Raw genomic sequence first — 13,962 nt, 5'->3', positions numbered from 1 at the left:
GAGCAAAGATGCTAGACCGCTACGCTATTAGACTGACTCTTGCTATGTAATTTATTTTTTGATCTTGTTTCTTGACTCTTTTTAGTATTGTTTCTATTCTAGACCTACTTATTTATCAATCAACTCCTGAATAAAATCAGTACTGATTTCTGTAAAATCCAAAAAGTTAAATTGTGCTTCAGAAAGTATTTTTTGATCTCCAATACCTATACTAATCATTTTTGCAGCATTTGCAGCTTCTATACCTGCAACAGCATCTTCAAAAACCACACAATTATCAGCATTTACTCCTAACTGTTTTGCTGCCAAAAGAAACACTTCTGGATCTGGTTTTGCTTTCGTAACATTATTACCATCTACAATAGTATCAAAATAATGCAATAGCCCCACTTTTTCTAAGATAGGTTGTGCATTTTTACTTGCAGAACCTAAGGCAATAGGAATATTTTTTTCTTTTAAAAAGGCTAAAACTTTAGGTACATCAGGTAAAATTTCTGAAGCATCCATATTTTCGATATACTTTAAATAATCTACATTTTTTTCGATCATCCAAGTATCAAACTCTTCTTGTGTAGCTTCTCTATTACCAATTTCTAACAAAATTTCTAAACAACGTTTTCTGCTTACGCCTTTAAATAATTCGTTTTGTTCTTTACTAAACTCGAAACCTAGTTCGTTTGCTAGTTTTTTCCAAGCTAAATAATGGTATTTTGCAGTGTCTACAATAACACCATCCAAATCGAATATAAATCCTTTTTTCATGTATTTTTAAATTTTAATTTTGAAATTTAATTAATTTTAAAGTCAACTAATTAAATATATATGCTTTTTATTTTTAAATCTCTTCTTGATAACTAATTGCGTTTTTATTGGTAATTAATAAATTACATAAACCTGCAATTATTAAACTAATTCCTGCAACTGTCATAGCATTAATAGCATCTTCTCCTAATAAATTAGAGACATAATTAATCCCTCCTAATGCGGCAATAATTTGCGGAATTACAATAAACATATTAAAGATCCCCATAATTACTCCCATTTTCTTTGGATCTACAGAACTAGATAACATCGCATATGGCATGGATAATATACTACCCCAGGCAAAACCAATTAATACAAAACAATATTTTAAATTTTCTGGTGATGCATAACTCATCGCTAAAAAACCTGCACCTCCAATAATTAAAGAAAACATATGTACATATTTTCTGTTGATGTTTCTTTTGGAAGTATATAAGGTTAATAACAAAGCAAATACCATTGAAGACAATCCGTAAATTCCCATTGCAGAACCTACTGAATTAGATGATTCTTGAAATTTTGTATTGGCTATTTTAAACGCTTCTGCTTGTACCGTATCTGCCATATTAAAAGCGGCTTCTATAGGAGCTGGCGTATGAAACACATGTTCTGTTAAAGCAGGGTTTGCCATAGACCACATGGTAAAAAAAGCAAACCATGAGAAAAACTGAATCACTCCCAATTTTTTCATTGTGGTTGGCATGCTGCCAATATTGTTTAAGATATCTGGAATAAAATTATTCTTTTTCTCCTTTTCTTTTTCAAATTCTACCATGTCTTCTGGCGGATATTCATCCGTTGTAAAAACGGTATATAAAATACTTGCCATAAAAACAAATGCTCCAATAGCAAAAGCAATTTTTACAGACATTGGTACAACACCAGATGCCGCTTCATTACTAACACCAAATTGAGAAACCATCCAAGGTAAATTACTTGCAATCCAAGTTCCAATACCTATAATTAATGTTTGTACAACAAAACCATAAGATCGTTGAGATTGTGGTAATTTATCTGCTACTAAAGCTCTAAAGGGTTCCATAGAAACATTTATAGATGCATCTAAAATCCATAAAAAACCAGCAGCAACCCATAAAACAGGAGAATGAGGTACAAAAAACAGTGCTAAAGAACTTAAAATAGCACCTACTAAAAAGTAAGGTTTTCTTCTCCCCCATTTTATACTCCAAGTTCTATCACTCATATAACCAATAATTGGTTGTACAAGTAACCCTGTTAAAGGTGCGGCTATCCAAAGCATCGGAATTTCTTCCTTACCGGCTCCTAAAGTTTGAAAAATTCTTGACATGAATCCACCTTGCAAGGCGAACCCGAATTGTATTCCTAGAAATCCAAAACTCATGTTCCAGATTTGCCAGAAGCTTAACTTACGCTTTTCCATTATCGTATTCTATTAAGTAACTATTACGATAAGCGACTAGACTTATCAATTCATAAATTTTGTGGAATGTAATTTATTGATAAATCAGATTAATGAAACAAAAGTAGATATTTTATCTGAATTTATGGAAAAGTAATAAAACTATCTACGACGACGTTTTCGTAGATTCTCGTAGTTTTAAGTCGCTAGAAATAACAATTTTTTTAGGTTTGTAAACTTCAGAATCCTTTTCAATTCTTTCTATTAAAAGTTCTACTGCTTGTTTACCCATAACAAAACCATGTTGCGCAACAGTGGTAATAGATGGAGATGAGTACCTAGAGATTAAACCATCTGTAAAACCAATGATTGCAATATCTTCAGGAACCCTTAAACCTTTATCTTTAGCTAATTTCATTGCCTTTGCTGCATAAATTTCATTTACCGCAAAAATACCATCGATATCTTCTTCAAATATTTTTTCTATTTGATTACAGATATTAATACTTTCATCAATCTCTATGATTAATTTAGGATCTGTTTTAATATAAGCTTCAATCAAAGCTTTTTCATATCCCTGCCTTCTTAAAGTACCTACATTCACATGTTTTGGTGTTGTTAATAAAGCAATTTTACTTCTTCCGATTTCTAACAAATGTTTGGTAGCTTTAAACCCAGCTCCAACATCATCTACTACTACTTTATCGCATAGAATTTCATCTACAACTCTATCAAATAATACTAATGGAATTTCTTCTGATACTAAATCCTGAAAATGTTTAAAGTCTTTATTTTCTAGAGTTTCATTCGCTATTGAAACGATTAAACCATCTACACTTCCGTTTGATAAAACTTTTAGAGTCTCTACCTCCTTTTTATAGGATTCATTCGAAAAACACACCATTATATGATACCCTTTTTCTATAGCTCCTTCTTCTATCCCCATAATAACTGTAGAGAAAAAATGGTGTACTATTTTAGGTAAAATAACGCCAATTACTTTTGTTTTCTGATTGCGAAGTTGCAATGCTAAACTATTAGGTTTGTAATTATAGTAATCTGCAAAAGCTTGAATTTTCTCTTTTGTTTCTTTACTAATTTCATGACTGTCTTTTAGAGCTTTTGAAACAGTAGATGTAGAAACACCTAATTCCTTAGCAATTGTTTTTATGGTTATTTTTTGCTTCATTATTTATCAAAAGTAAAATATTAGTGTTAAATTTCATTAATTATGTAATAATAACTCAAAGAAAGTTGTTAACACGAAAACGTTTTCGTGATTTATATCATGCTGTAAATATCTCTCTAATAGGTATATTTACAGAGTGGAATGTAAATTTATTGTAAAATCACAAACTCAAATTTACAGTTATAATTTAACAAAATATACATGAAAAAATTTAAATTATTGTTAATTGGAATTCTTTTAACTACTTCTTTTAGCATGTTTGCACAACAAACAGTTAAAGGTGTTGTAAAAGATAAAACATCTGGTGATCCTTTGCCTGGTGTTAGTGTAGTAATTAAAGGTACTACAAAAGGTATACAAACCGATTTTGATGGAATCTTTAGTATTAATAAAATAAATAAAGGAGACATTCTTGTCTTTAGATATTTAGGTTTTGCAGATAAAGAGCTTACTATTGGTACAAATTATAACCTTACGGTAGTATTAGAAGAATCTGCAGAATCGTTAGATGAGATTGTAGTGGTAGGTTATGGTACAACTACTGTAAAAGACGCTACTGGTTCTGTAGAGTCTATTACCTCTAAAGATTTTACAAAAGGAAACATTGTAACACCAGAAAATTTATTAAGTGGCAGGGTTTCTGGGGTAAGTGTTACTACAAGTGGTGCACCTGGTTCTGGATCTCAGATTACAATTCGTGGGGGTTCTTCTATCGGTGCTTCTAACAGTCCTTTAATTATTATTGATGGTTTACCTATAGAAAATAGTGATGCTTCTATTGCTGGTTCTCGTGGTTTATTAGCAAACATTAACCCTAATGACATAGAGTCTTTTTCTGTTTTAAAAGATGCTTCTGCAACCGCTATTTATGGTTCTAGAGCTTCTAATGGTGTTATAATCATTACTACTAAAAAAGGTAGAAAAGAATTTACGTTAGATTTTGATATGCAATATACTTTTGGAGAAGTATTAGATAAAGTAAATGTTTTTTCTGCTGATGATTATAGAAATTTAATTACCGCAAAAAGACCTGGAGATGTTGCTGCTTTAGGTAGTGCTAATACAAATTGGCAAGATAAAGTATTACGTTCTACAACGTCTTCTTTATATAATCTTACTGCAAAAGGACAAATTTTTGGGGCAATACCTACAAGATTATCTATAGGTTTTGCAAACCAAGAAGGTGCTTTGTTAACTTCTCAGTTTGATAGAAAAACTATTTCCTTATCTATGAATCCTTCTTTATTTAAAGATCATTTAAAAATCAACCTAAATTATAACAGAGTTTTTGAAGACAGTCGTTTTGGAGATTCCGGACAAATAGGTGCTGCTTTACGTTACGACCCTACACAATCTGTGTATGATTCTTCTTCTAGGTTTGGTGGGTATTACCAACACTTTTCTAACGGAGAAATTGCAAATGGAACAACCAACCCGGTAGCATCTTTATTGCAAAGAAACAATACTGGATATGCTTTTAGACAATACGGAAACTTAAATTTCGATTATAAATTTCATTTTTTACCAGAATTAAGAGCTGTTGTAAATGTTGGTTTCGATAAAATTAATTCAGAAAATAGTGATGTAACATCTAAATTAGCACCTGCACAGTCTAACGCTTTATATTTGGGTAATAATGCATTTAATACACAAGAAAGAGGTAATAAATTATTTGATACTTATTTTAACTATATAAAAGATTACAATAACTTTAATGTAGATCTTACCACTGGTTATTCTTATCAACGATTCGAAAATTTTGGTGCCAATTCTGGAAATAGAAATAACCCAGAAAATATATCTACAACTTTTGCAGATCCAGATGTTGTTAATATTGGTTTCTTTGGTAGAGCTAAATTTAAATTCAACCAAAAATATTTACTTACTTTAAATTTTAGAAGAGATGGTACTTCTCGTTTTAGTTCAGACAATCAATGGGGTAACTTTGGTGGTGCTGCATTAGCATGGAACATTAGTGATGAAGATTTCTTAAAAGATTCTAAAGTAATTTCAAACTTAAAATTAAGAGCTAGTGTTGGTTTAACAGGACAACAAAACATACCTGGTGTTAATGATTTGTATTTAGATAGATACCGTTTTGGTAATGAAACTTCTAGATATTTGTTTGGAAACTCCACCATAAAATCTACCATTCCTTCTGTTGTAAACCCTAATTTAAAGTGGGAAGAAACAACAACTATAGAGTTTGGTGTAGATTATGGTTTGTTTGATAATAAATTTAGTGGATCTGTAAGTGCATTTCAAAAAACATCTAATGATTTATTATTTGATGCTGCTTTAGCAGATGGTACAAACTTTGGTAACAGTACAATTCAGAATATTGGTCAATTACAAATTAAAGGTTTAGAGTTTACTTTAAATGGAGACATCCTTAAAAGTGAAGATTATAATTGGAACTTTACATTTAACGCGACGTATTTAGATAGAAAAATTACAGAGCTTGCAAATAACCAAGACGTTAGAACTGGTGGTACTTCTGGTGGAACAGGAAATACCATTCAATTATTAAGAGAAGGTTTTGCACCAAACTCTTTTCACGTATATAAACAACTATACAACACTGCAGGCAAACCAATAGAAGGAGCATATGCAGATTTAAATGATGATGGTATTATTAATGATGAAGATCGTTATTTAAAAGAAAACCCAAATGCAGATGTAACTTTAGGTTTTCAATCTAGTTTTAATTACAAAAATTTCGATTTAGGTTTTAACTTAAGAGCAAGCCTTGGTAATTATGTATATAATAACGTAAACTCTTCTAGAGCACAATACGAATTATTACAAGACAACGCTGTTTTAGGAAACTTGCCTACCTCTGTATTAAACACAGATTTCTTAAGAACGTCTAACGTTATAAATTCTGATATTTATATAGAAAATGCTTCTTATTTAAGAATGGACAATGTTACTCTAGGATATACTTTTAACAACCCAATTAAAAAATTCTCTTACAGCAGTATTCGCTTATGGGCTGGGGTTCAAAATGTATTTACTTTAACAAACTACTCTGGTTTAGACCCAGAAGTGTTTGATGGAATTGATAATTTAATTTATCCTAGATCTAGAAACTTCTTAGTTGGAGCTAATATTAAATTCTAATAAAAACAAGATGAAAAAATATATAAAAACAATAAAAAATCTATTCGTTGTTATTTTGTTAACATCAGTAGTTACTTCTTGTACAAACGATTTAAATATTGTACCAGAAGATGATCAAACGGTTTTAAGCGAAGCACTTTTTGAAAATGAAAGCGCTTATTTAGAAGTATTAGCCGGAACTTATGCCAACTTATCTTTAACCGGAGTTGATGGTCCAGAAAGTTCTAATATTAAAGGTTTAGATGCAGGTACTAGTCAATATGGTAGAACATTATTGTATTTGCAAACTCTTTCTGCAGACCAAATGATTTGGTCTTATGAGAATGACCCTGGTACAAGAGAAATTCAACGTAATATTTGGACTGCACAAAATCCAGTAATATTAGGTATGTTTAGTAGAGCGATGGTAACCGTAGCATTTGCTAACAATTTCTTAAGAGAAACAACCCCAGAAAAATTAAATGCAAGAAACGTATCTGCCAATACAAAAGCAGACATTGTTACTTATAGAGCAGAAGCCCGTTTGTTAAGAGCTTTGTCTTATTATAACTTAATGGACTTGTACGGTAAAGCTCCTATGGTTATAGAAACTGACCCAATTGCTGGTTTTAATCCTCCGCAAGCGGATAGAGCGGAATTATTTACATTTATAGAAAGTGAATTATTAGCAATTGATGCAGATTTAATGGCTCCAAGAACTAATCTACATGGTAGAGCAGACAAAGCAGTTGCGTGGATGATTTTAGCTAAAATATACTTAAATGCAGATGTTTATATTGGTGAGCCAAAATATACAGAATGTTTAGCTGAATGTACAAAAATTTTAGGTGGTGGATTTTCTTTAGCAACCAATTATACACATTTATTTATGGCAGATAACAACACGAACTCTGCTAATAATGAAATTATTTTCCCCTTAATTTCAGATGGTTTAATCACACAGAACTACGGACCAACAACAGTAATGGTAAATGGTGAAATAGGGAGTTTAGAAGCAAACGGAATTCCTTTAGGTGTTGGTGCCGCAGGTTGGGGAGGCGCTTTAAGAATTCGAAAACAATTTGCAGAATTATTTAATGGCGGTATTTTTTCTGGAGATACTAGAAATACCATTATTTCTGGAACTAGAAGTATTGATATTACAGACATTTCTGATAAAGACCAAGGGTATGTAATAGAAAAATATTCGAATGCTACCTCTACAGGAACCTTTGGATCAGATCAAACTTTTGTAGATACAGATTTCCCTTTATTTAGATTAGCAGATGTGTATTTAATGTACGCAGAAGCTCATTTAAGAGGAGGTTCTGGAGGAACAGATGCAGATATGATCTCTTATATAAACGCCTTAAGAACAAGAGCAAACAATCCTCAAAATAACCTAACAGCATCAGACATTTCGTTAGATTTTATTTTAGATGAAAGAGCAAGAGAATTACATTGGGAAGCACACAGAAGACAAGATTTAATTCGATTTGGTAAATTTACTGGAGGTAATTACAATTGGGCTTGGAAAGGAAACGGTAGCAACGGTATTGCTTTACCAGCTTACATGAAAGTATACCCAATACCTACTGCAAGTTTAGCTTCTAACCCTAATTTAACTCAAAATACTGGGTATTAATTTAAAAACAAATTACAAATGATGAAAAACATAAAAAGATTTTCAGCAGTTAGTATCATTGGTCTAATACTTTTATTTTTCCAATCTTGCGATGACACTTCTGATACATTTACGATATCAGCACCAACAGCTCCTACTCTAGCTGAATTAAATTTCACACAATTAGAATTAGACGCTGTAAATACATCAAACCCAGCTTTAACTTTAAATTGGGATGAAGCCGATTATGGAATTCAAGCGGCTGTTAATTATGCCATTCAATTTTCTAAAGATGATGCTTTTACAGAACCCGTTACTGCGTCTACTATTTCAGGTAAAACTTCGGTTACATTATCTATCAATGAGGTAAATGCGGCGGCAGGTAACGCAGGAATCAATCCATTTAATTGGTCAGACATCTATATAAGAATTGTTTCTTCTTTAGGAACTCAAAATAGCGAAACAGCTGCATCAAATACAGTTCAATTTAGTGTATACCCTTACTTTAATTACTCTTTTAATGATTATTATTTAGTAGGTAATGCAACTGCACCTGGTTGGGATAATTTAGCTACAGGTAACAATCCCGCTTTATTTAGAGACGAAACAGATAGTAATACTTTTTACTATACTGGTTATTTCTCAAAATCTTCTGCCGATGATGGTGAAGGAAGATTTAAAGTTATTGAAACGAAAGGAGAATGGACTAATCAATGGGGAACTACATACCCAGATAACGAAGACCCAATAGAAACTGAAGGAGATATTGCTGGTAACCCTGCAACACAAGAAGCCGATCCAGGAAGATTTGGTGTAAAATCTGATGGTTTTTATACTTTTAAAATAAACTTTGCTTCTAAAGAGTTTTCTATAGAATCTTTTAATGAAGCAGGAATTATAAGTCCTACATCATTAGAAATACAAGGATCTAGTATTGCCAACACAGCAATGACACCTCTTGCTTTTGATGGTCATATTTGGTTTGCTACTAAAATACATTTAACTCCTGGCGAAGTAGAATTTGTTACAGGTGCTAGTGCTAAATGGGGAAGCTCTACTTCTTTTTCTGGTGTAGCAACCGATGGTGGTGGTGCAATACCAGTAATTGTAGAAGATGATTATGATGTTTGGTTTAATGATTTAACTGGTCGTTATATCTTAATTCCTTTAAATTTATAATAACTTAAAAATAGATAAAAAATGAAAACTTATATAAAAAGATTAAGCTACTTATTTTTATCACTAACACTTTTTTTAGGTGCTTGTGAGACAGAAGAGAGCTTAACAATAACAAGTCCAGATGCTGTTTTTGAGTTAGTAACACCAGGAATTAGTACCGTGTTTTTAAATTCAGAATTATTAGATAACCCTGCGTTTACAATTACTTGGATCGATGAAATTAATCCTTCTGCAACCTATACCGTAGAAATGGATTTAGAAAGTACTTTTGATGCTCCTATTCAATTAGGTACAACAGATAAAAAGAACTTTACCATAACCGTTGCTGAATTAAATAAAGCTTTAGAAAATACGGATGTAAAATCTTATACAGATACACCAATCTATGTAAGATTATCTACAGGTAGCTCAATGTCTAATGTAATTTTATTTCAAATTTCTAAATTTGCAGTGAAACCACCAGTAATTACGAGCCCAGATAATACTTTTTCTCAAGTATTAACAGATGTGAATCCTGATGAAACAGCTTTAACTATTACTTGGGACGATCCTGAAATTGGAGAGACAAGTAGTTTAGCTATTAGTTATGAAATAGAAATGGCAGAAGCAGGAACAAGTTTTGCTGCGCTTGCAAATATTGGTTCATCAACTTCTACAACATTCGAAATTTCTTATAAAGACTTAAATGATTTAGTAATTGCCAATGGAGGAGTTGCAGATGTTGCCACAAACTTCGATTTTAGAATTAAAGCAATTGCAAAATCGGCTTCAGGAGATTTAGAAAGAACTTCAGATGCTATAACCATTGCCTTAACTGCCTTTAAAGCAGCAATACCAGATAATTTATTTATGGTAGGTGCCCATAATGAATGGAACAATGCTGATGCCACACAAAAACTTTATACTACTGGAAATGGTGTATTTACTAAAGTACAAGCTTTTTCTGCAGGTGATGAGTTTAAATTATTACCAACTTCTGGCGCTTGGGATGGAGATTATGGTGAAGACCCAAATAATGTTGGTAAAATAGTGCAAGAAGGAGAACAAAACATAAAAGTTACAACAACAGGTACGTATTTGGTTATGATAGACTTTAATACACTTAGTTTTAGATTACAAAACATAGACACCATGTTTATGGTAGGTGCTCACAATGGTTGGAATAATGCCGATGCTACGCAACAATTTAACACCTCTGGAAATGGAGTTTTTGTAAAAGTTCAAGCTTTTTCTGCAAATGATGAATTTAAATTATTACCAACATCTGGCTCTTGGGACGGAGATTGGGGAGAAAATAAAACGACTGCTGGAACTTTAGAATTAGATGAAGAACAAAATATTAAAGTAGAAAATGCAGGTACTTATATGGTTACCCTAGATTTTAATACTTTAACTTTTAATCTTTTAGAAATCCCTACAAATCTTTATTTAGTAGGTTCTCCAAATGGTTGGGACAATGCAACAGCTCCTGCTTTCACAAAAGTATCTGAAGGATTGTTTGAATTAACTCAAACTTTAACATCTACAGATGAATTTAAGTTCTTACCGCAACAAGGAGCTTGGGATAATGATTGGGGAGAGAGTAAAACATACCCTGGTATGATTGTTAGAGAAGATGAAAATAATGTAAAATCTCCTGGAGATGGTACATATACGATTACTGTAGACTATAATAAAGGAACAGTAACTGTTCAATAATTTTATAAAACTTTACAAAGGCTACCCTTAAGGTAGCCTTTGTCTTTAAAAAGCCTTTTTTATGAAAAAAATTACTTTTTTAATCTTATTTATAACCAGTTTTACTTTTAGCCAGGTGCAAAATGTTACTTTTTCTGTTTCTCCTGCTACTTTTAATGAAACTGATCCCATAACAATTACAGTATCTAATATTACAGCTGCTTCATGGGGAGTTTCAGATATCTATTTATGGTCTTGGTCTTATGATAATGAGGATGCCAATTCTATGGATTCTCCAACAAACGGAAGCTGGTCTAGCTCTAACGAAGCTCAAAAACTAACAAACAATAACAATGGCACTTACTCTATAACTTTTACACCAACCACCTTTTATAACAGAACAGGTCTTGGACGAATTGGAATGTTAGTAAAGGCAAAAGATGGTTCTGGTGATAAAAAATCTCAAGACCAATATTTTGAGGTTGGTGCTTATCAATTAACCTTAAATTCACCTGCAACAACTAAAACAATATTAAATTCTGGAGAAACATTACCAATTGCTGCAACAACTTCGTTATCATCAAACTTTAGTTTAAAAGCAAATGGAGCTGTTATTAATCAACAAAATAACATAACATCATATAGCTTCACTCCTACCGTAACAGAAAATACTACTTATATTTTAGAAGCTACAAATAACGGAGAAACAAAAAGCACAACGTTTCAAGCAATTGTAAAACCAACGGTTTCAGAAGCCGCTGTTCCTGCAGGTATGAAAGACGGAATTAACTTAAACACATCAGACAATACAAAAGCTACTTTAGTGTTTTATGCGCCTAATAAGGAGTTTGTACATATAATTGGTAGTTTTAACAACTGGCAAATCAACAATACTTATTTATTAAAAAAAGACAGTATTAAAGATCGTTTTTGGATTGAATTAACAGGTTTAACTCCGCAAACAGATTATATGTATCAATATATAATTAATGCCGATTTAAGAGTTGCAGACCCATACTCTACCGTTATTTTAGATGAATCTAACGATCAATATATAAACGCAACTACATATCCCAACTTACCAAGTTATCCAACAGGAAAAACAAACCACGCAGTAACTTTATTAAAAACAGGAGACACTCCTTATGCTTGGCAAAACACTTCTTTTACAAAACCTGCAAAAACAGACCTAGTTATTTACGAACTTTTAATAAGAGATTTTGATGCCTTGCATTCTTATGATGCTGTAAAAGCAAGATTAGATTATTTAGAAGAATTAGGCATTAATGCAATCGAATTTTTACCAGTTATGGAATTTGACGGCAATGAATCTTGGGGCTACAATCCTTCTTTTCACATGGCTTTAGACAAATATTATGGTAATACCACTGCTTTTAAACAATTTATAGATGAATGCCATAGAAGAGGAATTGCAGTAATTATTGATGTTGCTTTTAATCATGCTTCTGGCCAAAATCCATACTACAGAATGTACAATACAGACAATGGTGGTTATGGAGGACAAGCAAGTGTAGATAGTCCTTTTTTCAATCAAACAGCTACACATTCTTACAGTGTTTTCAACGATTTTAATCACGCTAAACAAGCCACTAAAGACTACGTAAAAAGAGTTACTCAATATTGGATTGATGAATATAAAATTGATGGTTTCCGTTGGGATTTAACAAAAGGATTTACTCAAAACTGTTCTGATTCTGACCAAAATTGTACAAACGCTTACCAACAAGATAGAGTTGATGTTTTAAAAGAATATGCAGATAACCAATGGGAAATAGACCCCAGTTTTTATATCATTTTCGAACATTTAGGTACCAATGCAGAAGAAACAGAATGGGTAAATTATAAATTAGACGAAGGAAAAGGAATTATGGTTTGGGGCAATCACAACCATCAATATAACCAAGCTACTATGGGCTTTGGTAGTGATGCAGATTTCTCTTGGATTTCTTATAAAAATAGAGGTTGGTCTGTACCTGCAAATGTAAGTTATATGGAAAGCCATGATGAAGAGCGTTTAATGTACAAGAATCTACAATATGGTAATTCTAGTGGTAGCTACAATATTAAAAACCTTAATACCGCTTTAGAAAGAGAAGAATTAGCTGGTGCCTTTTATTTTACTATTCCAGGTCCAAAAATGATTTGGCAATTTGGCGAATTGGGTTATGATATTTCTATAGAACAAAATGGAAGAACGGGTAATAAACCTATTTTATGGAATTATTTAGCAAACGAAAACAGAAGAGCTGTGAAAGAAACTTGGTCTAAATTAATTAAATTAAAACTACAATATAATATTTTTGAGACTTCAGATTTCACGTTAGATGTTGGTAATGCCAACGGATTAAATACCATTCACTTAACAGATGCAGCTGCTTCAGACATACAAAACATTGTTATTATAGGAAACTTTGGCGTAACTACTCAAAGTATTTCTCCTGCTTTTCAACAAACGGGTACTTGGTACAATTTACTAAAAAATAACGCTACTATTTCTGTTACCAATACAACGAGTACTATTTCTTTAGCACCCGGAGAATTTAAAGTGTATGCAAATAATCCTGCTTCTCTTTCTACGGATGATTTTACAGTTGATGATATAAGTTCTATGAAACTGTATCCAAATCCGGCTAAAACACACTTTGTTCTTTCTGATAAAACAAATGAAGTTACCATTTTTGATGTTACTGGAAAACAAGTAAAATCCTTTTCTAATGAAGTGATAAAAACAAATTACTTTGAAATATCAACTTTAAAAAAAGGTATTTATTTTATAAAAATTGAAGATTCAAAAAATCAAGTTTTAACTAAAAAGTTGATTGTAAATTAAGACAATTATTAGTGATATTAATTAAGAAAGCGAGCAGTAAATATTTTATTGTTCGCTTTTATATTATAAATAAAGTTGTTATATAATTGATAAAAAATCAATCAATTCGAGTAAAAACACTTCCTAATGTTATTTCAACCTATAATCCCAAATGA

Annotated in this window: 8 protein-coding genes; 5 read left to right on the top strand and 3 right to left on the bottom strand. The window is 31.8% G+C overall.

The features are described from left to right. Positions 1 to 108: 108 nt before the first annotated feature. The 3 genes from pgmB to MPF19_RS09070 all read right to left on the bottom strand — a co-directional run bounded on the left by pgmB (position 109) and on the right by MPF19_RS09070 (position 3,374). Entirely contained in the window at positions 109 to 762 is a 654-nt protein-coding gene (gene pgmB, locus MPF19_RS09080) for a beta-phosphoglucomutase (protein ID WP_249987886.1), read from the bottom strand. Between the two features lie 73 nt (positions 763 to 835). After that, positions 836 to 2,206, bottom strand: coding sequence for an MFS transporter (locus tag MPF19_RS09075; protein WP_203392175.1), 1,371 nt, complete (start codon positions 2,204 to 2,206; stop codon positions 836 to 838). Positions 2,207 to 2,351: 145 nt separating this feature from the next. Beyond that, positions 2,352 to 3,374: a LacI family DNA-binding transcriptional regulator gene (locus tag MPF19_RS09070; protein ID WP_249987884.1), complete on the bottom strand. Its 1,023-nt coding sequence runs from the start codon at positions 3,372 to 3,374 to the stop codon at positions 2,352 to 2,354. A 201-nt stretch (positions 3,375 to 3,575) separates the two neighbouring features. Between MPF19_RS09070 and MPF19_RS09065 the strand changes: the two genes are divergently transcribed. From MPF19_RS09065 to MPF19_RS09045, 5 genes are all read left to right on the top strand, one after another. Then, a complete protein-coding gene (locus MPF19_RS09065; RefSeq protein ID WP_203392173.1) occupies positions 3,576 to 6,497 on the top strand; it encodes a SusC/RagA family TonB-linked outer membrane protein in 2,922 nt (973 codons plus the stop codon). Between the two features lie 10 nt (positions 6,498 to 6,507). Beyond that, positions 6,508 to 8,121, top strand: a complete 1,614-nt coding sequence (locus MPF19_RS09060) for a RagB/SusD family nutrient uptake outer membrane protein (RefSeq protein WP_203392172.1) — start codon at positions 6,508 to 6,510, stop codon at positions 8,119 to 8,121. An 18-nt stretch (positions 8,122 to 8,139) separates the two neighbouring features. After that, a complete protein-coding gene (locus MPF19_RS09055; protein WP_203392171.1) occupies positions 8,140 to 9,279 on the top strand; it encodes a SusE domain-containing protein in 1,140 nt (379 codons plus the stop codon). A gap of 21 nt (positions 9,280 to 9,300) precedes the next feature. Beyond that, positions 9,301 to 10,977: a SusE domain-containing protein gene (locus MPF19_RS09050; RefSeq protein WP_249987883.1), complete on the top strand. Its 1,677-nt coding sequence runs from the start codon at positions 9,301 to 9,303 to the stop codon at positions 10,975 to 10,977. Between the two features lie 61 nt (positions 10,978 to 11,038). Then, positions 11,039 to 13,807 (top strand): alpha-amylase family glycosyl hydrolase, encoded by a 2,769-nt coding sequence (locus MPF19_RS09045; protein WP_249987882.1) that lies wholly within the window; start codon positions 11,039 to 11,041, stop codon positions 13,805 to 13,807. Positions 13,808 to 13,962: the final 155 nt, after the last annotated feature.

The organism is Polaribacter sp. Z014 (assembly GCF_023555435.1).
Taxonomy (GTDB): domain Bacteria; phylum Bacteroidota; class Bacteroidia; order Flavobacteriales; family Flavobacteriaceae; genus Polaribacter.
Note: the sequence above shows the minus strand (reverse complement) of the source record. Positions and strands in the feature narration are given on the sequence as shown.

Coding starts and splice junctions, on each gene's coding strand:
- pgmB (WP_249987886.1), bottom strand. CDS start 762: ATGAAAAAAGGATTTATATTCGATTTGGATGGTGTTATTGTAGACACT.
- MPF19_RS09075 (WP_203392175.1), bottom strand. CDS start 2,206: ATGGAAAAGCGTAAGTTAAGCTTCTGGCAAATCTGGAACATGAGTTTT.
- MPF19_RS09070 (WP_249987884.1), bottom strand. CDS start 3,374: ATGAAGCAAAAAATAACCATAAAAACAATTGCTAAGGAATTAGGTGTT.
- MPF19_RS09065 (WP_203392173.1), top strand. CDS start 3,576: ATGAAAAAATTTAAATTATTGTTAATTGGAATTCTTTTAACTACTTCT.
- MPF19_RS09060 (WP_203392172.1), top strand. CDS start 6,508: ATGAAAAAATATATAAAAACAATAAAAAATCTATTCGTTGTTATTTTG.
- MPF19_RS09055 (WP_203392171.1), top strand. CDS start 8,140: ATGATGAAAAACATAAAAAGATTTTCAGCAGTTAGTATCATTGGTCTA.
- MPF19_RS09050 (WP_249987883.1), top strand. CDS start 9,301: ATGAAAACTTATATAAAAAGATTAAGCTACTTATTTTTATCACTAACA.
- MPF19_RS09045 (WP_249987882.1), top strand. CDS start 11,039: ATGAAAAAAATTACTTTTTTAATCTTATTTATAACCAGTTTTACTTTT.